We start from the raw sequence: 24,511 nt of genomic DNA, 5'->3' as shown, positions 1-24,511 counted from the left end.
CGGGCGGCGGTCGTGACCGACGGCAAGGTCAGCCCCGACCAGGCGACCTTCACCGAGCTGGCCGCCCGCTGGCGGGTGGTGCCGGTGACCAGACGGCTGCTCGCCGACGCGGAGACCCCGGTCGGGGTCTACCGCAAGCTCGCCGGTGGCCCAGGCACGTTCCTGCTGGAGTCCGCCGAGCAGGGCGCCGGATCGGCCGGCATGACCTGGTCGCGGTACTCGTTCATCGGCGTACGCAGCAGCGCCACGCTCGTCGAACGTGACGGCGCGGCCAGCTGGCTCGGAGCGCCGCCGGCCGGGCTGCCCACCGGCGGTGACCCGGTCCGGGTGCTGCGGGAGACCGTCTCGGCGCTCGCCGGCCCCGCCTGGGACCCGGCCAGCGGAATGCCTCCGCTCACCGGAGGCATGGTCGGCTACCTCGGCTACGACCTCGTACGCCGCTTCGAGCGGCTGCCCGAGCTGACCGAGGACGACCTCGGTGTGCCGGAGCTGGGCATGATGCTCGCCACCGACCTGGTGGTGCTCGACCACTACGACGGTTCGGCGATCCTGATCGCCAACGCGGTCCTGCCCCCGCTCGACGAGCCGGCCCGCGACGAGCTCGTCGCCGCGGCGTACCACCAGGCGGTGGGTCGGCTCGACGCGATGACCACCGCGCTCTCCCGGCCGATCCCGCCGATGATCTCGACGGTCGACCGGTCACCGGCAGGGGAGGTGGCCGGCCGTACGCCCGAGGGCGGCTACCCCAAGGCGGTGGAGGTGGCCAAGGAGGCGATCCGGGCGGGTGAGTGCTTCCAGATCGTGCTGTCCCAGCGCTTCGAACGGCCCACCCACGCCGATCCGCTGGACGTCTACCGGGTGCTGCGCACCACCAATCCGAGCCCGTACATGTACCTGCTGCGCTTCGACGGCTTCGACATCGTCGGCTCCTCGCCGGAGGCGCACCTGAAGGTGACCACCGAGGCCGGCGGCGAGCGGCGCGCGCTGCTGCACCCGATCGCCGGTACCCGCCCGCGCGGCGCGACCCCGGCCCAGGACGCCCACCTCGCCGCCGAGCTGCTCGCCGATCCGAAGGAACGGGCGGAGCACGTCATGCTGGTCGACCTGGGCCGCAACGACCTGGGCCGGGTCTGCCGGCCGGGCACGGTCGAGGTGCCGGAGTTCGCCACCATCGAGCGGTACAGCCACGTCATGCACATCGTCTCCACCGTGGTCGGCACGCTCCGGGAGGACCGGACGGCCTTCGACGCCCTGGCCGCGACGTTCCCGGCCGGCACCCTCTCCGGTGCGCCGAAGGTGCGGGCCATGGAGATCATCGAGGAGCTGGAGCCGGTCCGGCGCGGCGTCTACGGCGGCACGGTCGGGTACTTCGGCTTCGGCGGCGACCTGGACATGGCCATCGCGATCCGGACGGCGCTCATCCGGGCCGGCCGGGCGTACGTGCAGGCCGGCGCGGGCATCGTGGCCGACTCCGACCCGGCCGCCGAGGAGCAGGAGACGCGGAACAAGGCCGCCGCGGTGCTCGCCGCCATCGCCGCCGCCGAAACGTTGCGAGCGGCCCGGTGAGCGCGAGGAGTGCAGCGCAGCGGAGCCCCGCAGTCGCGAACGAAAGGCTGACCCGGTGAGCGCGAGGAGTGCAGCGCAGCGGAGCCCCGCAGTCGCGAACGAAAGGCTGACCCGGTGAGCGCGAGGAGTGCAGCGCAGCGGAGCCCCGCAGTCGCGAACGAAAGGCGGGTCCGGTGAGCGCGGACGAGACCCGGGACGCCCGGGCCGGCGCCGGTCGGCGCGAGTTGACGTACGCGGTGCTGCTCAGCCTGGCCGGCGCGGGCCTGGCGCTCTGGGCGGCGACCCGCACCTGGTCTGTCGAGCTGACCGTGCGGCCGTCCCCGCTGCCGCCGGAGCGGGTCGCCAGCACCGGTACCGCCCTGCTGCCGTGGCTGCCCGCGCTGGCCGTGGTCGGCCTGGCGGGCGGGGGAGCGGTGCTCGCCACCCGGGGCCGGGTACGCCAGCTCCTCGGTGGTCTGCTCGCCCTGCTCGGGCTGGCGGTCGCCGTCGGTGGTGGCTACGGCCTCGTCGCCGGCTTCGAGGGGGTGGTGAGCCGGCAGTGGCCGGTGCTCTGCCTGGTCGGCGGTCTGCTGGCGGGTGCGGGTGGTCTGCTGACGGCGCTGCGCGGCCGGGACTGGCCGGCGATGGGGGCCCGCTACGAGCGGCCGTCGCGGGCCGCCGCCGTGCCGCCGGGGGGTGCCCCGGCGGGACCGGTCACCGGCCGCCGCACCACCGAGGCGTGGGACGCGCTGGACCGGGGTGAGGATCCGACGGTCAACTGACCGGCTGTCGCTCCCGCTCGCGGCGGGCGGCGGCGCGGGTGGTGGTCAGCTCGGCGACGAGGCGGTCGAGTTCGGCGCGCCGGTCGGCGCGGGCCCGGTCGGCGCAGACCGCCTCCCACGCGTTGCCGCGCGCCGTACGCATCCGGGCCTCGCCGACCACCGCGCGCTCCAGCGTGTGCACCACGCCGACGGCGAGGGACGCGACGGTCCGCGAGATGGTGGTCAGGCCGATGTTCGGGTTCGGGCCGGCAGTGCTCATGGTCACCCCGTACGAGGAGGTTGGCGAGGGCTGGGCGGGCGCGCATTCGAGTCTGCCCGACATCGATGCTCACCGGCTCACGTTTCACCGTGGTGTCCGTCGCATCAACACTCCGTCCGGCCCCTGACCAGGGCCGGTCCGGCAGTCCTTGAGCTTCCTCACAAAATCGATGCCCGTGACTGGATTCCCGGGCCGGCCCCGGGGGCATCATCGATAGGTCGACGGCGATGGGATCCGGCCGTCGCGACGCGGGCGCGACGGGCGATGGAGGTGGCGCTGCGTGACATCCCCTTCACGGCAGGTCGGCCATTATGCCGCAGGCCGTTTCGTGAGCAGCGCCATACCCCCACCGTCTGGCGCCAGGTGGGGACGCCTAGCATCGGCCCATGACGCCCGGAGGAGGGAGTCCGTTGGTGACTGCTGAGCATGCGCACGCGGAGGGGGACGGGGCCGATTCGGCGGCGTCCGTAAGCGTGCTCGACGAGATCCTGGCGGGCGTGCGCGAGGACATCGCCCGCCGACAGGAGCAGGTTCCGCTGGAGCGGATCCGGGAGTTGGCCGCGGCCGCCCCGCCGCCGCTGGACGCCTACGCGGCCCTGCGCCGCCCCGGCGTCGCGGTGATCGCCGAGGTGAAGCGCTCCTCGCCGTCCAAGGGGCAGCTCGCGGAGATCGCCGACCCGGCGGACCTGGCCGGCGACTACGCGGCCGGTGGCGCGCGGGCGATCAGCGTGCTGACCGAGGGGCGGTGGTTCGGGGGGTCGCTGGACGATCTCGCGGCGGTCCGCGCGGCGGTGCAGATTCCGGTACTGCGTAAGGACTTCGTGGTCTCCAGCTACCAGGTGCACGAGGCGCGGGCGTACGGCGCCGACCTGGTGCTGTTGATCGTCGCCGCGCTGGAGCAGAACGCCCTCGTCGGGCTGCTGGAGCGGATCGAGTCGCTCGGCATGACCGCGCTGGTCGAGGTGCACGACGAGGAGGAGGCCGACCGGGCGATGGAGGCCGGGGCCCAGGTGATCGGGGTCAATGCCCGCAACCTGCGTACCCTTGAGGTTGACCGTTCGGTGTTCGAGCGGATCGCGCCCGGCCTGCCCAGCAGCGTCGTGAAGATCGCCGAGTCCGGCGTGCGTGGCCCGCACGACCTCATCCGGTACGCCTCCGCCGGTGCCGACGCGGTCCTGGTCGGTGAGGGTCTGGTCACCCAGAAGAGCCCTCGCGAGGCGGTCGCCGAGCTGGTCAACGCCGGCAACCACCCGGCCACGCCCCGTCCGGTGCGCTGATCCCGCGCCGGCCCGCCAGCACCGAGAGGATCCCGCCATGAGCGCCGACGCGCCGGCCGACACCGGCTCCCGCCCTGACCCGGCCGGTCACTTCGGCCGCTTCGGCGGCCGGTTCGTACCCGAGGCCCTGGTGGCCGCGCTCGACGAGCTGACCGAGGCGCACCGCACGGCCATGACCGACGAGTCGTTCCGGGCCGAGTTCGCCGCCCTGCTGCGCGACTACGCCGGCACCCCGTCGCTGCTCTACCCGGCCGAGCGGCTCTCCGCCAAGCTCGGGGCCCGGGTGCTGCTCAAGCGGGAGGACCTGAACCACACCGGCGCGCACAAGGTGCGCAACGTGCTCGGCCAGGCCCTGCTGACCCGGCGGATGGGCAAGACCCGGGTGATCGCGGAGACCGGCGCCGGGCAGCACGGGGTGGCCACCGCCACCGCGGCCGCGCTCTTCGACCTGGAGTGCGTGGTCTACATGGGCGAGGTGGACACCGAGCGGCAGGCGCTGAACGTGGCCCGGATGCGGATGCTCGGCGCCACCGTCGTCCCGGTCACCACCGGTTCCCGCACCCTCAAGGACGCCATGAACGAGGCGATGCGGGACTGGGTCGCGAACGTCGACGGCACCCACTACCTGATCGGCACCGCCGCCGGGCCGCACCCGTTCCCGGCCCTCGTCCGCGACTTCGTCCGGGGCATCGGCGACGAGGCCCGCCAGCAGTGCCTCGACCAGATCGGCGCGCTGCCCGACGCCGTGGCGGCCTGCGTCGGCGGCGGCTCCAACGCCCTCGGCATCTTCCACGCCTTCGTCGGCGACCCGGACGTGCGGCTGTACGGCTTCGAGGCCGGCGGCGAGGGGGTGACGACGGACCGGCACGCGGCCAGCATCACCGGCGGGTCGCTCGGCGTCCTGCACGGCGCCCGCACGTACGTGCTCCAGGACGCCGACGGGCAGACGATCGAGTCGCACTCGATCTCCGCCGGCCTGGACTACCCGGGCGTCGGGCCGGAGCACGCGTGGCTGCACGACAGCGGCCGGGCCAGCTACCTGCCGGTCACCGACGACGAGGCGATGGCCGCGTTCGAGCTGCTCTGCCGCACCGAGGGGATCATCCCGGCGATCGAGAGTTCGCACGCGATCGCCGGCGCCGCGGCGATCGCCCCGAAGCTCGCCGCCGAGCTGGGCCGGGAGCCCACCATCGTCGTCAACCTCTCCGGGCGGGGCGACAAGGACGTGCACACCGCCGGCGAGTACTTCGGCATCCTCGGCAAGGAGCAGTGATGAGCCGGATCGGTGTCGCCTTCGAGAAGGCGCGGGCGGAGGGGCGGGCGGTGCTGGTCGGCTGCATGCCGGCCGGGTTCCCCACCGTCGAGGGCAGCATCGCCGCGATGACCGCGATGGTGGAGGCCGGCGTCGACGTGATCGAGGTGGAGATCCCGTACTCCGACCCGGTGATGGACGGCCCGGTCATCCAGAAGGCCAGCGACATCGCGCTCGCCGGCGGCGTACGCACCGCCGACACGCTGCGCGTCATCGAGGCGGTCGCGGCCACCGGCGCCCCGGTGGTCACCATGACCTACTGGAACCCGATCGAGCGGTACGGGGTCGACGCGTTCGCCCGTGACCTGGACGCCGCCGGTGGCACCGGCCTGATCACTCCGGACCTCATCCCCGAGGAAGCCGACGAGTGGCTGGCCGCCTCGGACGCGTACGGGCTGGACCGCACCTTCCTGGTCGCGCCCTCCTCCACCGACGCGCGGCTGGCGATGACCGTCGAGCACTGCCGGGGCTTCGTCTACGCCACGGCGATCATGGGGGTCACCGGGGCGCGGGCGCAGACCTCCGACGCGGCCCCGGTCCTGGTCTCCCGGGTCCGGCAGGTCACCGACCTCCCGGTCGGCGTCGGTCTCGGCGTCGGCACCGGGGCGCAGGCCGGCACGGTCGGTGGATACGCCGACGGCGTGATCGTGGGCAGCGCGCTGATCCGTCGGGTGCTCGACGCGCCGGACCTTCAGACCGGGCTGGCCGGGCTGCGTACGCTCGGCGCCGAGTTGGCCGAGGGCGTGCGCAACCCCGTCCGCTGAGCCACCGCGCGGCGACGTTCCCGCGGGGACCCTGCGCACCCGCCGGGTGCGCAGGGTCGACAGGTCGGGCGGGCCGGCCCCGCCGGGCCGGTCGCCGTCACTTCCGGCCGGTCGCCGTCACTTCCGGCCGGCGCGGGCCGCCGGCTCGCCACCGGCGACGAAGGCGTCCCGGGGGCGCTGCACCGAGGCGAGCGACAGGATGTCGCGGCCGAAGATCCCGGCGGTCAGCCAGATGGCGAGGACCCGGGTCTTGCGCTCCCAGCTCGGTACGGCCAGCACGTGGTAGCCGCGGTGCATGAGCCACGCCGGCAGGCCCTTGATGACGATGCCGCGGTACTGGAAGATGCCCCGGCCGAGGCCGAGCGTCGCGATGGAGCCGAGGCTGTGGTGCAGGTACCGCTTCGGCTTCCGGCCGTGCAGGACGGCCGCGATGTTGCGGGCGAGCAGCTTGCCCTGGCGGTAGGCGTGCTGGGCGTTGGGCACGGTGCGCGCGCCCGCAACGGGCGAGGCGAGGTCGGGTACTGCGGCGTCGTCGCCCGCGGCCCACGCGTCGGGCACCGGGTCCTCGTCGGTGCCGACCCGCAGGTCGGGCCGCACGACGATCAGACCGCGCCCGTCGATCGGGAGGTCGGTGTGCCGGCTGATGACCGGGTTGGCGCCGTTGCCGGCGGTCCAGACGATCAGTTCCGAGTCGAACTCCTCGCCGCTGGAGAGCACCACGTGCCCGTCCACCGCGGAGGTTATCTGGGTGTTCAGGTGTACGTTTCCGCCGCGCTTCTCCAGCGAGCGCACCACCCAGCGGCCGGGCTCGTCGGTGACCTCGGGGAGGATGCGGCCGGTCGCCTCGACGAGGTGGAAACGCAGCTCGTCGCGGTGCAGCTCCGGGTACCGCTTGAGCAGCGCGGTGGCCAGGGAGAGCAGTTCGCCGAAGCCCTCGACGCCGGAGAAGCCGCCGCCGACGAAGGTCACCGTGAGCAGCTTCTGGCGTTGCGGCCCCGGCGGAAGCGCGGCGGCCTGGTCGAACGCGGTGAGCAGCCGGTCCCGGATGGCGACCGCCTCCTCCACGTGCTTCAGGCCGATCGCCTGCTCGGCGATGCCGGGCACGGGGAACTTGCGGGTGACGGCGCCGGCGGTGACGACGATGAGGTCGTAGCTCAGCTCGAAGTCGTCTCCGGTGTTGGGCTCGACGGTGACCACCCGGTGCTCGTGGTCGATCGCGGTCACCGAGCCGGCGACGACGTGGGTGCGCCGCAGGTGACGCCGCAGCGACACGGCGGCGTGCCGGGCCTCGATCGAGCCGGCCACGACCTCCGGCAGGAACGGCTGGTAGGTCATGTACGGGCGAGGGTCGACGATGGTGAGGTCGGCTTCGTCTCGGCGAAGTTTCCGCTCGAGTTTCCAGGCCGTGTAGAAGCCGGCGTAGCCGCCACCGACGATCAGAATCTTGCGCATTATGCCCTCCGCCGGAGTTCGTCCGGCAACTCGGATTGCTCCTATCCGAGATAATACTCGGATGTCAGTTGTCCGGGTCAAGGACTGTCGTTAGGCTCACCGTATGCGACTGTCCGGCGGAGTGGAGTCGGCTCTGCACTGTTGCGTGGTGCTGACCGCGTCGGCCGCGCCGGTGCCCGCCGCGCGCCTGGCGGAGTTGCACGGCGTCTCGGCGACGTACCTGGCCAAGCAGCTGCAGGCGCTGTCCCGGGCCGGGTTGATGCAGTCCGTCCAGGGCAAGTCCGGCGGGTACGTGTTGACCCGCTCGGCAACTGAGATCACGGTGCTGGACGTGGTCGAGGCGATCGAGGGCACCCGGTCGACGTTCATCTGCACGGAGATCCGGCAGCGGGGGCCGCTGGCCCGGCCGCAGGAGGCCTGCGCCGCCCCGTGCCCGATCGCCCGGACGATGTACGCCGCCGACCGCGCCTGGCGGGCCGCGCTGCGAGAGGTGACGATCGCCGACCTGAGCGGCGCGGTCGGCGAGTACGACGGCGGCGTGCTGAGCCGCATCGGCGCCTGGCTCCTCTCCCCGCAGCCCTGACCGGTCAACCCGCCCCCGCCCCGGGCGCGCTCTTTCACGGAAAGAGTGTCCGTTCGCGCCGCAATGCGCACTCTTTCCGTGAATCTGCGCGGTGCATGGTCGGGGTTGCGGGTCAGGGGTGAGCGGGTTCCGCCGGCGGAAGCTGTGCGCGCTGGTTGGGTGCTGGCGGAGTCGGGGCGGGATGTTCGCGCAGCACCCCGGATCGGCCGGCGAGGGCATCGGTGAGCGCCGCCCGCGTGGTCGGCGTGAGCGTCTCCGGCAGAGCGGCCGGGTCGTGCCAGGAGGTCCGGCAACCGCCCGTCGGCTCGCCCGCCGCCGCGCGACCCCGGGCCCGGGCCCGGAACACGTGCACCAGCACGTCCGACGGCGGCCCGGCTCGTCCGGGTGGCGCCGGGTCGCTGAGGTGATAGAGACCGATCAGGTCGACGACCTCGATCTCCCAGCCCGTCTCGACCCGGACGTCTCGCAGCACGGCGGGCAGCGGGCTCTCCGCCCGGTGCAGCCGGCCGCCGGGCAGGGCGTGGCGGCGCTCGCCCCGGGACTGCCGGCAGAGCAGCACCCGGCCGGCGTCGTCGGTGACGACCGCGGCCACCGCCCAGGTGAGCCGACTCATGACAAAGAGCCTACGGTGGCGCAAACCAGAAGTCATCGCGACGACCCGAGGCGGCGCCCGGGGTGCCACTCAAGGCCCTCGCAGCGGTACCGTGTGCATCCGTGACCCTCGCCTCGTTCTCCCCCCAGGCGGCCCTGCCCAGCCCGACGACCGCCGTCTGGCAGCTCGGGCCCCTGCCGGTCCGGGCGTACGCCATCTGCATCATCGCCGGCATCCTGGTGGCCTGCCTGGTGACCGAGTACCGATTGCGCCAGCGTGGCGTGGCGCCGGGCGCGGTGCTGGACATCGCGGTCTGGGCCGTCCCGACCGGCATCATCGGCGCCCGGATCTACCACGTGCTCACCTCGCCGGAGAAGTACTTCGGCGCCGGTGGCGACCCGATGAAGGTCTTCGCCGTCTGGGAGGGCGGTCTGGGCATCTGGGGGGCGGTGGCCGGCGGCGCGCTCGGCGCGTGGATCGCCGCCCGACAGCTGGGCATCCCGTTCGCGGTGGTGGCTGACGCCCTCGCCCCGGGCCTGCCCCTCGCGCAGGCGATCGGCCGGTTCGGCAACTGGTTCAACAACGAGCTCTTCGGTGACCGCACCACCCTGCCCTGGGGTCTCGAGGTCCACCGGATGGACCCGGACAATCCCGGCCACGCGCTGCGCGACGACACCGGTCAGCCGATCCTCGAACCGGGTCTCTTCCACCCGACGTTCGCCTACGAGGCGATCTGGAACGTCGGCGTCGCGGCGCTGGTCTTCCTGCTCGACCGCAAGTTCCGCCTCGGCCGCGGCCGGGCCTTCGCCCTCTACGTGATGGGCTACACCGCCGGCCGGTTCTGGATCGAGATGATGCGCACCGACGAGGCGAACACCATCCTCGGCGTCCGGCTCAACGTGTGGACCGCCGGGCTGGTCTTCCTCGGCGCGCTGATCTACTTCCTGCGGGTACGCGGGCCCCGCGAGTACGTGATCCCGGTGACCGCCACCGGCGTCCCCGCCGCCGCCGAGCCGTCCGGGTCGGATGTCTCCCAGGTCGACCTCTCCGTCCGCGAGGCCAAGCCCCGCGCCGCGATCCCCGACGGCTACCGGGTGGTCGACGAGGAGCAGTTCCGGGTCTACCGCGAGACCGGTGTCGCGCCCGCCGAGCCGGTGACCGCTGACTCCGCCGCCGACGTGCCCCGGGCCGACGCCGACGGCGAGCCGTCCCGCACCGAGGAGTCGGCCGGCGACGACGAGCCGAACCGCGACGACGAGCCGGCCCGTGCCGACGACCGGGCCGGCGCGAGCGGCACCGGCCCGGCCGACCGCGAGAGCTGACGGAGGAGCGACACCATGCGTAGCGCGGTGGTGGTCGGCGCCGGCATCGGCGGCCTGTCGGTCGCCGGCGCGCTGGCCCGATCCGGCTGGCAGGTCACGCTGCTGGAGCGGACCGACCGGGTACGCCCCGAACCGACCGCGGTGGTGCTCTGGCCCAACGGGGTGCGGGCGCTGCTCGCATTGGGCCTCGGCGCGGGGCTCGACGCGATCGCCACCCCGCTGCCCGACGGCGGGATCCGGAGACCGGACGGGCACTGGCTGGTGCAGCCGCAGGCGCTTCCGGCCGACCGGATGCCGGTCGTGGTGCACCGGGAGGACCTGCACGATGCTTTGATCGCCGGGCTCGGCGACCGGGTCGAGCTGCGTACCGGTGTGACCGTGCGGACCGTCCGCGCCGAGCCGGGCGAACGGCCGGCGGTGGGCGACGGCCGGCAGACCTACGAGGCCGACCTGGTGGTCGCCGCCGACGGGGCCGACAGCCAGATCCGCCAGCGGCTCGCCCCGGGCGCGAAGGTGGTCAGCTCCGGCTCCGCCGCCTGGCGTGCGGTCATCCCCTGGTACCGGGCGCCCCAACTCCCCACCGACGAGCGGGTCGGCGGCGAGGTGCTCGGGGCCGGCTACCGCTTCGTCTCCGCCTCGCTCGGTGACCGCGGGTCGTCGGGCGGCTCCAGCCGGGGCGGCATCTACTGGGTGGCCACCGCCGCCGGCGCGGCCCGCCCCGAGCCACCGGAGACCCAGCTCGCGCTGCTGCGCCGCTGGTACGCGGGCTGGCCTGCGCCGATCGCGGCGCTGCTGGACGCCACCGATCCGGCCGACCTCGTTCAGCAGGAGATCCGCGAGCTGCGGCCGCTGCCCCGCGCGTACGGCTTCCCGGCCGGCCCGGGCGGGGTGGTGCTGCTCGGCGACGCCGCGCACGCCATGCCACCGCACCTGGGGCAGGGCGCCTGCCTCGCGTTCGAGGACGCGGCCACCCTCGCCGGGCTGCTGCGGGAGTCGACGCTGCCGGACGCGGTCACCGCGTACGACCGGGTGCGGCGCCCCCGCGCGGCCGGCATGGTCCGGCAGACCCGCCGGATGTCGGCGGTGCTCCAGGCCCGCGGCAAGCTGGCGCTGCGCGCCCGGGACGCGGCGCTGGGCACCCTCACGCCGCGGCTGCTCCACACCGCGGCCGCCACGGCGGCCCAGTGGCGTCCCCCGGCCTGACCCGTCCCGTCCGGCCGGCGGCTTCCCCGGGGCCCGGCTCAGCCGAGCAGCGCGGCCGGTTCGGCGATGCAGGCGGTGCCGACCCGGCGGAAACCGACGCGTAGGTAGACGCGGGCGATCTCCTCGCTGCCCGCCGAGAGGAACACCGTCTCGGCGCCGGCGGCGAGCAGCTCGCGGGCGAGCGTCGCGGTGACCGCCGCGCCCAGCCCGCGACGGCGGGCGGCGGGTAGCACGCCCACCCCGGCGATCTCGGCGACGTCGTCGACGCGCATGGCCATCCCGCTGGCGAGCGCCCCCTCGGCCGCGGTGCCGGCCAGGGCCGAGATCCGCCGGCCGTCGTTGATGCCGGCGCGCTCCTCGGCGAGCACGGCGCTCTCCAACTCGGTGACGATCGCGTCCCGCTGCGCCGCTCCGGCCTCGCCCCGGGCCGTGCCGCCGTAGGCGAACGCCACGGCGGCGACGGCCCGCCGGGCGGCCACGGCCGCGGCGAAGTCCGGCGCGTCCGGTTCGAGCACCCGCACGGGTACGTCGCCCAGCGTCGCCGGATCGGGCAACTCCCGCGGATCGAGCACCATCAGTGGCGCTTCGAGCACGGAGAGCCCCGCCGAGCGGGCCACCGGCAGGAACTCCGGAGTGGTCTCGTGCACCCATTCGAACGCCTCGGGCAGGCCCAGCTCCCGCTGCCGTTCCCGGACCGCGTTGACGTCGGCCAGCGACGGCGGCTCGGCCGCGCCCGGCCGAGGGCGGGCGTAGAACGGGAAACCGGCCTCGTTCCGGACGAAGAGCACCAGCGCGCCGTGTTCCTCGACCCGGGCCGCGTCCCGGGGCACCGCGTCGTAGAAACGTTCAAGCCGGTCGAAGAGTTCCTTGTGCGCGGAATCCACCGCGCGAGACTACCTGTCCCAGACTCTGGAAGGTGTGATCAATCTGGACTGGCCTTGTGCGACCCGCCCTAACGTAGACTCAATAGACCCACGGGCCGACGTCGTCCCCTTCATGATCCACCCTGAGTGACGACAGGAGGCCCGGTGGCCTTTCCGTACCCGCAGCAGCCGGTCCCGACCCACGGTTCCGCACGGCCCGTGGGGCTCTACGATCCCGCGTTCGAGCACGATGCCTGCGGCGTGGCCTTCGTGGCCGACCTGCACGGGCGGCGTTCGCACTCGGTCGTCGCGAACGGTCTCGCCGCGTTGGGCCGGCTCGATCACCGGGGGGCCCGTGGCGCCGAGCCGAACACCGGCGACGGCGCGGGCATCATGATCCAGGTGCCGGACGCGTTCCTGCGTGCCGTGGTGGACTTCCCGCTGCCGCCCGCCGGCGAGTACGCCACCGGCCTGGTCTTCCTCCCCGACAACGACGCCGCCGAGGCGCTCGCCCGCCGCGTCGTCGACAAGTACGCCTTGGTCGAGGGGGCCGAGCTGCTCGGCTGGCGGGACGTGCCGGTGGACCCGAGCGGGCTCGGCGAGACGGCCCTCGCCGCGATGCCCCGGGTCCGGCAGCTCTTCCTGGCCGCCCGCCGGCTCACCGACTCACCGGCCGGGCCGGCCGGCACACCGCTGCGCGGCCTCGACCTGGACCGGGTGGGGTTCTGCCTGCGCAAGCAGGTCGAGCGGGAGAGCGCCGAGCGGGGCGTGCCGGCGTACTTCCCGTCGCTGTCGGCGCGCACGATGGTCTGGAAGGGCATGCTCACCCCCGACCAGCTGCCGGCGTTCTATCCCGAGCTGACCGACGAGCGGCTGGCCAGCGCGATCGCGCTCGTGCACTCCCGGTTCTCCACCAACACGTTCCCCTCCTGGCCGCTGGCGCACCCGTACCGGTTCATCGCCCACAACGGCGAGATCAACACCATCCGCGGGAACCGGAACTGGATGCAGGCGCGCGAGGCCCTGCTGCGCAGCCCGGACGTGCCCGGCAATCTGCGGCGGATCTTCCCGGTCTGCACCCCGGGCGCCTCCGACTCGGCGAACTTCGACGAGGTCCTGGAGCTGCTGCACCTCGCGGGGCGGAGCCTGCCGCACGCGGTGCTCATGATGATCCCCGAGGCGTGGGAGAACGACCCGGGCATGCGCGCGGACGAGCGCGACTTCTACCGCTTCCACGCCAGCCTGATGGAGCCGTGGGACGGGCCCGCCTCGGTCGCCTTCACCGACGGTGAGATCGTCGGCGCGGTGCTGGACCGCAACGGGCTGCGTCCGGGGCGCTGGTGGCGGACCGACGACGGGCTGGTGGTGCTCGGCAGCGAGGCGGGCGTGCTCGACCTCGACCCGGCCCGGGTGATCGCCAAGGGGCGGCTCCAGCCCGGCAGGATGTTCCTCGTCGACACCGCCGCCGGGCGGATCGTCCACGACGACGAGATCAAGGCCGAGCTGGCCGCCGAGCAGCCGTACGGGGAGTGGCTGCACGCCGGTCTCATCGAGCTGACCGACCTGCCGCCCCGCGAGCACATCGTCTACACCCACGACTCGGTACGCCGCCGTCAGCAGACCTTCGGCTACACCGAGGAGGAGCTGAAGATCCTGCTCGCGCCGATGGCGCGCAGCGGCGCGGAGCCGATCGGCTCGATGGGCACGGACACCCCGATCGCGCCCCTCTCCACCCGGCCGCGGCTGCTCTACGACTACTTCCACCAGCTCTTCGCGCAGGTCACCAATCCACCCCTGGACGCCATCCGGGAGGAGCTGGTGACCAGCCTCGGCTCCCGGATCGGGCCGGAGGGGAACCTGCTCGACCCGGGCCCGGCGAGCTGCCGGCAGATCGTGCTGCCCTACCCGGTGATCGACAACGACGAGCTGGCCAAGATCCTCTCCATCGACGAGGACGGTGACCTGCCCGGCTTCAAGGCCGTCCGGGTCTCCGGGCTCTACCGCCTCCGGGAGGGCGCGGCCGGGATGAAGGCGCGGCTGACCGAGATCTGCCGGCACGTCTCCGAGGCGATCGAGGACGGCGTTCGGATCCTGGTCCTCTCCGACCGCGACTCCAACGCCGACCTGGCCCCGATCCCGTCGCTGCTGCTCACCGCGGCGGTGCACCAGCACCTGGTCCGCGAGCAGACCCGTACCCAGGTGGCGCTGATCGTCGAGTCCGGCGACTGTCGCGAGGTGCACCACGCGGCGGTGCTCATCGGCTACGGCGCGGCGGCGGTCAACCCGTACCTGGCCTTCGAGTCGGTGGAGGACATGATCTCCACGAAGGCGCTGGTCGGGGTGGAGCCGGCCACCGCGGTCCGCAACTACGTGAAGGCGCTCGGCAAGGGCGTCCTGAAGATCATGTCGAAGATGGGCATCTCGACCGTCTCCTCGTACTGCGGCGCGCAGGTCTTCGAGGCGGTCGGGCTGGACAATCGCCTGGTCGAGCGCTACTTCCGGGGCACCCCCAGCAAGATCGGCGGTGTCGGGCTGGCCGGCATCCACGCCGAGGTCGCCGCCCGGCACGCCCTCGCCTGGCCGGCGGCCGGCACCCCCGGCTCCGAGCGGCTGGCGGTCGGCGGCGAGTACCAGTGGCGCCGCGACGGGGAGCAGCACCTCTTCAACCCCGAGACGGTCTTCCTGCTGCAGCACGCCACCCGCAGCCGCCAGTACGACATCTTCAAGCGGTACACCACCAAGGTGGACGCGCTGGCGGCCGAGGCGGGATCGCTGCGGGGCCTCTTCGCGCTGCGCGCCGACGTGCGCGCGCCCGTACCGCTGGACGAGGTGGAGCCCGCCACCGAGATCGTGAAGCGCTTCGCCACGGGCGCCATGTCGTACGGCTCGATCTCGGCGGAGGCGCACGAGACCCTGGCCGTGGCCATGAACCGCCTCGGCGGCAAGTCCAACACCGGTGAGGGCGGCGAGGACGTCGACCGGCTGCACGACCCGGCCCGCCGCTCGGCGGTCAAGCAGATCGCCAGCGGCCGGTTCGGGGTGACCACCGAGTACCTGGTCAACGCCGACGACCTCCAGATCAAGATGGCCCAGGGGGCGAAGCCCGGTGAGGGCGGGCAGCTGCCCGGCAACAAGGTCTGGCCGTGGATCGCCCGTACCCGGCACGCGACCCCCGGAGTGGGCCTGATCTCCCCGCCGCCGCACCACGACATCTACTCCATCGAGGACCTCGCCCAGCTGGTGCACGACCTGAAGTGCGTCAACCCCGCCGCCCGCGTGCACGTCAAGCTGGTCAGCGAGGTGGGCGTCGGCACCGTGGCGGCGGGCGTGGCGAAGCTCAAGGCCGACGTCATCCTGATCTCCGGTCACGACGGCGGCACCGGCGCGTCCCCGCTGAACTCGCTGAAGCACGCCGGCACGCCGTGGGAGCTGGGGCTCGCCGAGGCGCAGCAGACGCTGCTGCTGAACAACCTCCGCGACCGGGTCACCGTCCAGGTCGACGGCCAGCTCAAGACCGGCCGGGACGTGCTCGTCGCGGCGCTGCTCGGCGCCGAGGAGTTCGGTTTCGCCACCGCGCCGCTGATCGTCGCGGGCTGCGTGATGATGCGGGTCTGCCACCTGGACACCTGCCCGGTCGGCATCGCCACCCAGAACCCGGTGCTGCGGGAGAGGTTCACCGGCACCCCGGAGTTCGTGGAGAACTTCTTCCTCTTCCTCGCCGAGGAGGTCCGCGGCTACCTGGCCGAGCTGGGCTTCCGCTCGATCGAGGAGGCGATCGGGCACACCGAGCTGCTCGACGTCGTACCGGCGATCGCGCACTGGAAGGCGCAGGGGCTCGACCTCGCGCCGGTGCTGCACCTGCCCGAACTGGCGCCGGGCGCGGCCCGTCGCGGCGTACGGGCCCAGGACCACGGCCTGGACCGGGCGCTGGACAACGAACTGATCGCGCTCGCCGAGCCGGCGCTGCGCGACGGCACGCCGGTCCGCGTGGAGCTCGGCATCCGCAACGACCACCGGAGCGTCGGCGCGATGCTCGGCGGTGAGGTGGTTCGCCGTCGCGGCGGCGCCGGGCTGCCCGACGACACCGTGGAGGTGACGCTGCGCGGCACCGCCGGGCAGTCCTTCGGCGCGTTCCTGCCGCGCGGGGTGACCCTGCGGCTGCACGGCGACGCCAACGACTACGTCGGCAAGGGGCTCTCCGGTGGCCGGGTCGTGGTCCGCCCCGACCCGACCGCCCCGTTCGTCGACCCGGACGCCGCGCCCGGGCAGCGCGCCGAGGACCAGATCGTCGCGGGCAACACCATCCTGTACGGCGCGACCGGCGGCGAGCTGTTCCTGCGCGGCCGGGTGGGGGAGCGGTTCGCGGTGCGCAACTCCGGCGCGGCGGCCGTCGTCGAGGGGGTCGGCGACCACGGCTGCGAGTACATGACCGGCGGGACGGTGGTCGTGCTCGGCCCGACCGGGCGCAACTTCGCCGCCGGCATGTCCGGCGGTACCGCCTTCGTCCACCGGCTCGACCACGACCAGGTCAACGCCGAGATGGTCGACCTCGCGCCGCTGCGCGAGGAGGAGCAGGCCGTGCTGCACGAGCTGGTGCAGCGGCACTTCGCCGAGACCGACTCGGCGCTCGCCGCGGAGCTGCTCAAGCACTGGCCGGAGGCGGTGGCCGAGTTCACCGCCGTGGTGCCCCGGGACTACCGCCGGGTGCTGGAGATCATGCGGACCGCCGAAGCCGCCGGCCGTGACGTCGACGACGCGGTGATGAGCGCGCTGGCCGCGCCCGCCGCCGTACCGCCCGCGCCGCGGGCGGCCGCCCAGGAGGTGGCGCGTGCCTGACCCGAACGGTTTCCTGCGTTATCCGCGGCAGCTGCCGGCCCGCCGGCCGGTGCCGGTGCGGATCTCGGACTGGCGGGAGGTCTACCCGCCGGCCGGCGCGGAGCTGATCCGCGAGCAGGCCACCCGGTGCATGGACTGCGGCATCCCCTTCTGCCACGACGGCTGCCCGCTCGGTAACCGCATCCCGGACTGGAACGACCTGGTCCGCACCGGCAACTGGGACGCCGCGGTGGCCTCGCTGCACGCCACCAACAACTTCCCCGAGTTCACCGGCCGGCTCTGCCCGGCCCCGTGCGAGGCCGCCTGCGTGCTCGGCATCGCCGGGGGTGACCCGGTGACGATCAAGCAGGTCGAGGTGGAGATCGCCGACGCGGCGGTGGCGCGGGACGGGCTGCGGCCGCGGCCGGCGCCGACCGCCACGGGCCGCTCGGTGGCCGTGGTCGGCTCCGGCCCCGCCGGGCTCGCCGCCGCCCAGCAGCTCGCCCGCGCCGGGCACGCCGTCACCGTGTACGAGCGCGACGACGCGCTCGGCGGTCTGCTCCGCTACGGCATTCCGGACTTCAAGCTGGAGAAGCAGCACGTCGACCGGCGGTTGGCGCAGCTCGCCGCGGAGGGCGTCGAGTTCCGTACGGGGGTCGACGTCGGCGTGGACGTGACCGCCGAGCAGCTGCGGGAGCGGCACGACGCGGTGCTGCTGGCCTGCGGCGCGCTCGCCGGCCGGGACGTCCCGGAGACCCCGGGGCGGCGGCTGCGGGGCGTACACCAGGCCATGGCGCACCTGGTCGCGGCGAACCGGGTGGTCGCGGCGGCCGGCGGGGGCCGGCCGGCGCCGGCCGTGCTGCCCGACGGGACGCCCATCGACGCGGCCGGCAAGCACGTCGTGATCATCGGCGGTGGCGACACGGCCGCGGACTGCCTCGGGGTGGCCCACCGGCAGGGCACGGCCGGCGTGCACCAGCTCGACCTCTACCCGCAGCCGCCGCTGGCCCGTGACGAGGCGCGCGATCCGTGGCCGACCTGGCCGTGGATCCTGCGCGGCTACCCGGCGCACGAGGAGGGCGGCGAGCGGGTCTTCGCGGTCGCGGTGCAGGAGTTCGTCGACGACGGCACCGGGCAGGTACGGGCCGTGCGGATCGCCGAGGTGACCGTGGAGAAGGTGGACGGCCGGCGCGTCGTCACCGCGGTGCCCGGCACCGAGCGGGAACTCCCCGCCGACCTGGTGCTGCTCGCCATCGGCTTCGAGGGCACCGAGGAGCAGCCGCTGCTGAGCCAGCTCGGGGTGCGTCGCAACGCCCGGGGCGCGGTGGACGCCCGGCCGGACTGGCAGACCGACGCCGACGGGGTCTTCGTCGCCGGGGACATGCACCGGGGCGCCTCGCTCATCGTCTGGGCGATCGCCGAGGGGCGGGCGGCCGCCGCGGCCGTCCACGCGTACCTCGGTGGCGGTGGCGCGCTGCCCGCCCCGGTCGACCCGGCCGCGCAGCCGCTCGCCGCCCGCTGAGCGGCGGCCTCCCCGGCCTCAACCGTCACACCGGCCCCGGCGCCGCCCCGGTTCCTCGTGGACCGGGGCGGTGCCACGTGAACCCGCTCACGAAGACCGGCAAATCGGGCTAATCGCCGTCACACTTGGCGACGGCCGAACGCGTGCGTACCGGCCCCTGTCATGAGGCTGTCTGGTCGGGAGGTCGTGCCGTGGCGTTTGGTGCCACGTTCGCCGCACTGCGTCACCGCAACTACCGTATCTGGGCGATCGCCGGATTCGTGTCGGTGATCGGCACCTGGATGCAGGTGCTCGGTGTCAACTGGTACGTGCTGGCCCGTACCGGCTCGGCGACCTCGATGGGGTTCGCCATCCTGCTGCAGGCCGTCCCCACGCTGCTGCTCAGCGTCTGGGGCGGGGCGCTGGCCGACCGGCTGCCCGCCAAGCCGCTGCTGATCGCCGCCCAGGGGGCCCACGCGGCGCTGGCCGCGAGCCTGGCGTTCGTCGCCCTCACCGGCACCGGCGGACTGCCGGCGATCTACGTGATCTCGCTCGCCGCGGGCGCGGTCTCGGCGATCGAGGGGCCCGTGATGGGCCGCTGGGCGTCCACCCTCGTGGACCGGGAGAGCCTCGGCAACGCCCTCGCGCTCGGCTCGCTCACCAACTCCGCCGGCCGCATCCTCGGCATGAGCGCGGGCGCCGTCGTGGTCGCCGCCGTCGGACCGGCGCTGCTCTTCGTCGTCAACTCCGTCAGCTTCGTCGCGGTGGTGGTGGCCCTGCTCCTGGTACGCGAGCGCGAGCGGTACGCCGCCGGACCGGAGGCCGAGCCGGCGGCCGTGGCCACCGACGGCGGCATCCGGGCCGGTTTCCGCTACCTGCTCGGACAGCCGGTGGTGCTCGTCGCGCTGGGCCTGTCGTTCGTGCTCGGCAGCCTCGGGCGCAACTACCAGGTGACCATGGCCGCGATGAGCGACGGACCACTGGGCGGTGGCGCCGCCGGGTACGGCCTCCTCTCCACCGTCTTCGCCGTGGGCACGGTGCTCGGCGCGCTCGTCGCCGCCCGCAGCCGCCGGCTCGGCTACGGCGTCCTGGTCGGCGCCGGGCTGCTCGCGAGCGTGTTGCAGATCGTCGCCGGCCTCGCGCCGGGCACCCTCAGCTTCGCCGCGGTGATCCTGCCGATCGCCGCCGCCGCGGTGGTCATCGACACCACCGTCGGCGCCCGGGCACAGCTCGACACCGACTACCTGATGCGGGGGCGGGTGCTGGCGGCGCTCGCCGTCACCGGCTCGGTCTCCTCGGCCGTCGGTGCGCCGCTGCTCGGCTGGCTCTCCGAGCACGCCGGCCCCCGGCAGACCCTGGTGCTGGCCGGCGCGGTCGCCGCCGTCGGCACCGTCGTCGCAGGCGCGGCCCTGGACGGGCTGCGCGGTCGGGTGCTGCGGGGCCGGGTGGTCGAGGCGCTGGCGGTACCCGCCGTCCGCCGTCCGATCCGTCGGGTCGCCTCCTCGGCGGCCCGGGTCGTACGCCCGGCGGCGACCCTGGTCCGCGCGGTGCGACCCGCCCGCACGGTCGTACCGGCGCCGCGGCCCTCCGTCGGCGGCGGAGCCGGTCGCCGGCCGGTGCCGCGTCCCGCCGCCGGTCGACCCACCCCGTCGCTGCCCTCGCACCTCCCGCACCGGCCTTCGGTCGTGCACCACGCCACGCCGCTCGGGACGCCGGTCGCTCTTCTCGACGGAGCGGATTCCCAGGACGTGACCCCGACCGGGCGGTAGCCGGCCGGCCCGCCGGAGTCGGACCCGGCCACGCCGCCGGCGCGGGAGCGGTTGTTCGCCGCCCCGCGGCGGCGCTGTGATCGACGCCATCGTTTCCGTGCCGCCTGCGGTCTGCTACGGGACCGGGCGGACTGAAGATCATCGCTACGCTGCCGGTATGGACGTCGAACAGCGCCTGCGGCGGATCCGCCTGTGGTTGTGGGTCGTGGTGGTGGGTCTCTTCCTCAGCGGGGCGACCGCCTTCCCGTTGGAGATCGAAGTCCGCTGGCTGCTGCGGCTGGTCGAGCCGCTCTCCGACCAGCTGCCGGCGCTGGTCGCCTGGATCGAACGGGTCCACACCGGACTGGTGGAGACCGGCGACCGCTATCCGTTCATGCTCTACGGCACCGACTGGCTGGCCTTCGCGCATCTGGTGCTCGCGGTGGCCTTCTGGGGGCCGCTGCGGGATCCGGTGCGCAACGTCTGGGTCGTCCAGCTCGGGATGATCGCCTGCGCGGGCATCGTGCCGCTCGCGTTGATCTGCGGGCCGATCCGCGACATTCCCTGGTTCTGGACGCTCGTCGACCTGTCGTTCGCCGTCGGCGCCTTCCCGCCGCTGTGGTTCGCCTACCGGCACATCCGCCGGATCGAGGCCGCCGGCGGTGGCTGGCGCGGCGACCGACCGGCGGCGCTCGCCGACGCCGGCTGATCATCGCAGCGCCGGAGGTCCCGCCCCGCCGGCGAGCGGGACCCGCCGAGCTGTTTCCCCGATCGAAGAATTTCGATAGCATTACCGCCTGGTAACAACCGCTCCAGCCCTGGCCACGCGCGCGGTCACGGATCCCACCACCCCTGTCCCGTGGAGGTCCGTCATGTCACACCGCCCGCTGGCGCGCGCCCTCACCGCGCTGGCCACCCTGCTCACCACCGCCCTCGCCGCAGTGCTCGTCGGGCCCGGCCCGGCGCAGGCCGCCGCCGTCAACTACGTCGCGCTCGGCGACTCGTACTCCTCCGGCGTCGGCGCCGGCCCGTACGACTGGTCCACCTGCCTGCGCAGCCAGAAGTCGTACGCCCCGCTCTGGGCGACGGCGCACGGCGCGTCGAACTTTGCGTTCCCGGCCTGCGGTGGCGCGGTCACCGCCGACGTCCTCAACGACCAGGTCGACTCGCTCAGCGCCGGTACCACCATGGTCACCGTCACCATCGGCGGCAACGACGCCGGCTTCGTCGACGTCATCACCAGTTGCCGGTTCGGCACCACCTCGACCTGCACGAACGCGGTGAACGAGGCGCGCGCGTTCGTCACCGGCACGCTGCCCGGCCGGCTCGACGAAACCTATGCGACCATCCGCGACCGCGCGCCCAACGCCCGGCTGATCGTGCTCGGCTACCCGCGGCTGTTCGAACTGAACTCCTGCGGGTGGCTCGCGATGAGCGTCTACAAGCGCACCATCCTCAACCAGGCCGCCGACCTGCTCGCCACGGTCACCGCCGGCCGCGCGGCGGCGGCCGGCGCCACCTTCGTCGACACCCGGCCGTTCTTCGTCGGGCACGGCGTCTGCGCGAGCGACCCGTGGATCCACGACATCAGCGGCGTCATCGAGGCGTACCACCCGGATGTCGACGGCTACCGCCACGGCTACCTGGCGGCGTTGAACTCGGTCACCGGCTGAGAGACCGTCAGGAAACCCTGCGGCGGCTGCGGCGGGCCCAGCCGACGACCGGCGGCGTTGGAGATTCGTCCCGATGCAACACCGGTATCCGGACGAATCTCCGCCTTGCCGGACCGCCGCCTGGACTCCGTCTCGCTCGCCCGGGTTTCCCGACAGTCTCTGACCCGCCAGGACGGCCGGCGGCCCGGGGGCGGTCGCCGGCCGCCGCGACGCGCACCCGTTGTGCTGTGACGGCGTCACCACCGTCCGTTATGGTCGTCGCGGACGGCCGTGGCGTGGGAGGCGGACAGTGGGCAGGCTCGCGTCGACGTACCGGCAGGCGGTCGCGGCACACCGCGCGGCGCGCGCACACCTCGACCTGGTCCGCGACGCGCTACGGGCCGTGCCCGCGCCGGCCCCCGCGCCGGACGTCGGCGAACTGGTCCGACGGCTCGACGAGGTCGGTGCCGCGGTCACCGCCGCGGAGTCCGGAGCCGCTCCGCTCACGGAGACGGCGGTCGCGGTCCGGCTCGGATCGGCGGTCACCCCGGAGGGCACGTTTCCGGCGCTGGTCCCGCTCGGTGGTGGCCGCCACCTGGCCATCGACACCGACGCCCGGGATCCCCGGGTGGCCGGGCTGCTGCGGTCGCTGGTGCTGCGGCTGCTGGCCGCCGCACCGGCCGGCGAGGTCCGGGTCGTCGGCATCGACACCACCACACCCGGATCCACGTTCGGGCCACTGTCCCCGCTGGTCGACGTCGGCGTGCTCGACCCACCGGCCGGCACCGACGCCGAGGTGGCCGCTCTGCTCGACACCGCCGAGCGGCATGCCCGCACCGCACGGCTCGCCCCCGGTGGTGGAGTGCTGTTGGTGGTCGCCGCCGACCTGCCGGGGCGGGAACTGGACCGGCTCGCCGCACTCACCCGGGCCGGTGCGCGGGCCGCGCTCTGCGTACTCGCCGCCGGCCGGCCACGCCGCCCGACCGACGACCCCACGCCGTGGCTGGGCGCCGCCACCCTCGTGCGGATGACCGGGCGGTACGCGTACGTCGGTGATCCGCCGGACACCCCGTTCAGCGTCGACGGCGCGGGCCTCGCGGCCCCGGTCCTGCTCGACGGCGACCCGCCGGTCAGCTCCGTGCGGGCGCTGGCTGAGCGGCTCGGTGTGACCGTGCGCGACGGCGGCGAGCAGCGCTTCACCGCCCTGCTGCCCGAGCAGCGGTGGGCGGAGTCGGCCGGTACGGGCCTGCGTACCGTGGTCGGTCACAGCGGCCCCACGCCGACGACTCTCGCGTTCGACGACACCACCCCGCACTGGCTGGTCGGCGGCGGGGAGCCGGACACCACGGCCGCCTTCCTGACCGGTGTGCTGCACGGGCTGGCCGCCCGGCACGCCCCGACCGAGCTGCAGCTCTATCTGCTCGGCTTCCCCGAGGGCGTGAGCTTCGCCGAGTTCGGGCCGACCGGGCGCGACCCGTCCTGGCTGCCGCACGTACGGGCCGTCGGTGTCGAGTCCGACCGCGAGTACGCCGTGACCGTCCTGCGGGAGCTGCGCCGGGAGCTGCGCCGTCGTGCCTCCGCGCTCAAGCGGCAGGGCGTCACCCGCTTCGCCGACCTGCCCCGCGACCCCCCGCTGCCGCGGCTCGTGGCGGTGATCGACGAGTTCTCCGTCCTGCTCTCGGGCGACGACGTCGCGGCCCGCGAGTCGGCGAGCCTGCTGGGAGAGCTGCTGCGCCGGGGCGGCCCGTGCGGCGTGCACCTGGTGCTCGCCGGCCGCGACGCGGCGGGGATATCGGCGCTGCGCGGAGACGGCGCGACGCCGACCGGCCGGATCGCGCTCCGCGACGGCAGCGGCGTGCTCGACCCCGGCAACGAGGCGGCCGCGGGGCTGCCGCCCGGGGTGGCCGTGGTCAACGTCGCCGCGGGTGCGGCAGGCGCCGACATCGTCGTCCGCCTCCCCGGCGTCGGCGCCACGGCCGGCGCGGTCAGCCGGGTGCGGAGCGAGCTGTGGCGGGCCCGGCCGGCCGGTTCGTCCCCGCCGGCGGTCTTCCGTGGGTACGAGAACGCCCGGATCGAGCAGGACGCCACCTACTGCGGGCTGCGGCCGGGCGGGCGCCGCCCGCTGGCCCTGGTCGGCCGGACGGTCGACGTGCACGTCAGCAGCGCGATGTTCATCATGGACACCACGCCCGGGCGGCACCTCGGGGTGGTGGGCTCCTCGCCGGCCGGCGCGGACCTGCTGCGTGCCGCGACGTTGAGCCTGGCCCGGCAGCACCTGCCGGGGCGGTGCCGGTTCCTGCTCGCGCCGCTGGTGGCCGGCGCCGACCCGGTGGCCGACGAGACCGCCGCCGCGCTGGCCGCCGCAGGACACCGGGTCGAGCAGCTCGACGCGGACGGCCTGCGGGAACGGCTCGCCACGCTGGCGGATCCGGTCCCGGCGGATCAGCCCCCGGCGGGCCGGACGTTCCTCGTCGTGTTCGGGATGGACGGTGCCGCGACGGTGCTCGGTGCGGCCCGGCCGGAGCCCTCCCGTCGTGGCCGGGACGACCTGCGGGCCCTGCTCCGGCACGGTCCGGGGCGCGGGGTGCACCTGCTCGGTTGGTGGCGCGACCCGCGCCGGCTCGCCGACGACGTGGGCGACGCCCGGGACGGCGACGGCGTCGCCTGCCTGGTCGCCCTCGACGTGCCCGGCGACGAGCTGCGCCGGCACCTCGGGTTGCCGGAGGTCGCCTACACGCCCCGGCCGGACCGGGCGCTGCTGGTGGACCGGCACGACCGGCGGGTACGGCTGATCGTGCCGTTCGCCCGGCCCGCGCACGACCTCGCCGGTGAGGGCTGAGC

Annotated in this window: 18 protein-coding genes; 14 read left to right on the top strand and 4 right to left on the bottom strand. The window is 74.3% G+C overall.

Translation table 11 applies throughout. The annotated features are described in order from the left end of the window. Nucleotides 1-12 precede the first annotated feature (12 nt). Nucleotides 13-1,566 carry an anthranilate synthase component I gene (locus tag D7147_RS15195; RefSeq protein ID WP_120678048.1) on the top strand — a complete coding sequence of 518 codons (1,554 nt, stop codon included), beginning with the start codon at nucleotides 13-15 and terminating at the stop codon, nucleotides 1,564-1,566. A gap of 173 nt (nucleotides 1,567-1,739) precedes the next feature. Then, nucleotides 1,740-2,327: a Trp biosynthesis-associated membrane protein gene (locus tag D7147_RS15190; RefSeq protein WP_120678045.1), complete on the top strand. Its 588-nt coding sequence runs from the start codon at nucleotides 1,740-1,742 to the stop codon at nucleotides 2,325-2,327. Here D7147_RS15190 and D7147_RS15185 read toward each other — a convergent pair. Then, a complete protein-coding gene (locus tag D7147_RS15185; RefSeq protein WP_120678881.1) occupies nucleotides 2,320-2,586 on the bottom strand; it encodes a hypothetical protein in 267 nt (88 codons plus the stop codon). The genes D7147_RS15190 and D7147_RS15185 overlap by 8 nt on opposite strands. A gap of 473 nt (nucleotides 2,587-3,059) precedes the next feature. Here D7147_RS15185 and trpC point away from each other — a divergent pair, with 473 nt between their 5' ends. Genes trpC through trpA form a run of 3 tightly spaced genes read left to right on the top strand, consistent with a single transcriptional unit; the run spans nucleotide 3,060 to nucleotide 5,939 of the window. After that, on the top strand, nucleotides 3,060-3,863 hold the full coding sequence (gene trpC, locus D7147_RS15180) for an indole-3-glycerol phosphate synthase TrpC (protein WP_199716530.1): 804 nt from the start codon (nucleotides 3,060-3,062) through the stop codon (nucleotides 3,861-3,863). Nucleotides 3,864-3,900: 37 nt separating this feature from the next. Next, on the top strand, nucleotides 3,901-5,136 hold the full coding sequence (trpB, locus tag D7147_RS15175; protein WP_120678040.1) for a tryptophan synthase subunit beta: 1,236 nt from the start codon (nucleotides 3,901-3,903) through the stop codon (nucleotides 5,134-5,136). After that, nucleotides 5,136-5,939 carry a tryptophan synthase subunit alpha gene (trpA, locus tag D7147_RS15170; RefSeq protein ID WP_120678037.1) on the top strand — a complete coding sequence of 268 codons (804 nt, stop codon included), beginning with the start codon at nucleotides 5,136-5,138 and terminating at the stop codon, nucleotides 5,937-5,939. The genes trpB and trpA overlap by 1 nt, the downstream gene beginning before the upstream one ends. 117 nt (nucleotides 5,940-6,056) lie before the next feature. On the opposite strand, the gene D7147_RS15165 is transcribed toward trpA, so the two are convergent. Further along, nucleotides 6,057-7,391: an NAD(P)/FAD-dependent oxidoreductase gene (locus D7147_RS15165; protein WP_120678034.1), complete on the bottom strand. Its 1,335-nt coding sequence runs from the start codon at nucleotides 7,389-7,391 to the stop codon at nucleotides 6,057-6,059. Between the two features lie 103 nt (nucleotides 7,392-7,494). On the opposite strand from D7147_RS15165, the gene D7147_RS15160 reads away from it, so the two are divergent. Further along, entirely contained in the window at nucleotides 7,495-7,974 is a 480-nt protein-coding gene (locus D7147_RS15160; protein WP_120678031.1) for an RrF2 family transcriptional regulator, read from the top strand. A gap of 112 nt (nucleotides 7,975-8,086) precedes the next feature. On the opposite strand, the gene D7147_RS15155 is transcribed toward D7147_RS15160, so the two are convergent. Next, nucleotides 8,087-8,587, bottom strand: coding sequence for an NUDIX hydrolase (locus D7147_RS15155; RefSeq protein WP_120678029.1), 501 nt, complete (start codon nucleotides 8,585-8,587; stop codon nucleotides 8,087-8,089). 101 nt (nucleotides 8,588-8,688) lie between these two features. Between D7147_RS15155 and lgt the strand changes: the two genes are divergently transcribed. Next, entirely contained in the window at nucleotides 8,689-9,888 is a 1,200-nt protein-coding gene (gene lgt, locus D7147_RS15150) for a prolipoprotein diacylglyceryl transferase (RefSeq protein ID WP_120678027.1), read from the top strand. 15 nt (nucleotides 9,889-9,903) lie between these two features. Continuing rightward, entirely contained in the window at nucleotides 9,904-11,091 is a 1,188-nt protein-coding gene (locus D7147_RS15145; RefSeq protein ID WP_120678024.1) for an FAD-dependent oxidoreductase, read from the top strand. Nucleotides 11,092-11,129: 38 nt separating this feature from the next. Here the strand turns inward: D7147_RS15145 and D7147_RS15140 are convergent, their stop codons facing one another. Further along, nucleotides 11,130-11,975, bottom strand: a complete 846-nt coding sequence (locus tag D7147_RS15140; protein WP_120678021.1) for a GNAT family N-acetyltransferase — start codon at nucleotides 11,973-11,975, stop codon at nucleotides 11,130-11,132. A 144-nt stretch (nucleotides 11,976-12,119) separates the two neighbouring features. Between D7147_RS15140 and gltB the strand changes: the two genes are divergently transcribed. The 6 genes from gltB to D7147_RS15110 all read left to right on the top strand — a co-directional run bounded on the left by gltB (nucleotide 12,120) and on the right by D7147_RS15110 (nucleotide 24,509). Further along, nucleotides 12,120-16,790 (top strand): glutamate synthase large subunit, encoded by a 4,671-nt coding sequence (gene gltB, locus D7147_RS15135; protein WP_199734186.1) that lies wholly within the window; start codon nucleotides 12,120-12,122, stop codon nucleotides 16,788-16,790. Continuing rightward, a complete protein-coding gene (locus D7147_RS15130; protein WP_120678018.1) occupies nucleotides 16,783-18,291 on the top strand; it encodes a glutamate synthase subunit beta in 1,509 nt (502 codons plus the stop codon). Before gltB ends, D7147_RS15130 begins: the two co-directional genes overlap by 8 nt. Nucleotides 18,292-18,482: 191 nt before the next feature. Beyond that, on the top strand, nucleotides 18,483-20,039 hold the full coding sequence (locus D7147_RS15125) for an MFS transporter (protein WP_120678015.1): 1,557 nt from the start codon (nucleotides 18,483-18,485) through the stop codon (nucleotides 20,037-20,039). 157 nt (nucleotides 20,040-20,196) lie between these two features. Then, a complete protein-coding gene (locus D7147_RS15120) occupies nucleotides 20,197-20,727 on the top strand; it encodes a hypothetical protein (RefSeq protein WP_120678013.1) in 531 nt (176 codons plus the stop codon). A 163-nt stretch (nucleotides 20,728-20,890) separates the two neighbouring features. Next, entirely contained in the window at nucleotides 20,891-21,691 is an 801-nt protein-coding gene (locus tag D7147_RS15115) for an SGNH/GDSL hydrolase family protein (RefSeq protein WP_120678010.1), read from the top strand. A gap of 289 nt (nucleotides 21,692-21,980) precedes the next feature. Continuing rightward, nucleotides 21,981-24,509, top strand: coding sequence for an FtsK/SpoIIIE domain-containing protein (locus D7147_RS15110; protein WP_120678008.1), 2,529 nt, complete (start codon nucleotides 21,981-21,983; stop codon nucleotides 24,507-24,509). Nucleotides 24,510-24,511: the final 2 nt, after the last annotated feature.

It is taken from the genome of Micromonospora musae (assembly GCF_003626545.1).
Lineage (GTDB): Bacteria > Actinomycetota > Actinomycetes > Mycobacteriales > Micromonosporaceae > Micromonospora > Micromonospora musae.
The sequence above is the reverse complement of the archived record's forward strand: the minus strand, read 5'-3'. Positions and strand labels throughout refer to the sequence as shown.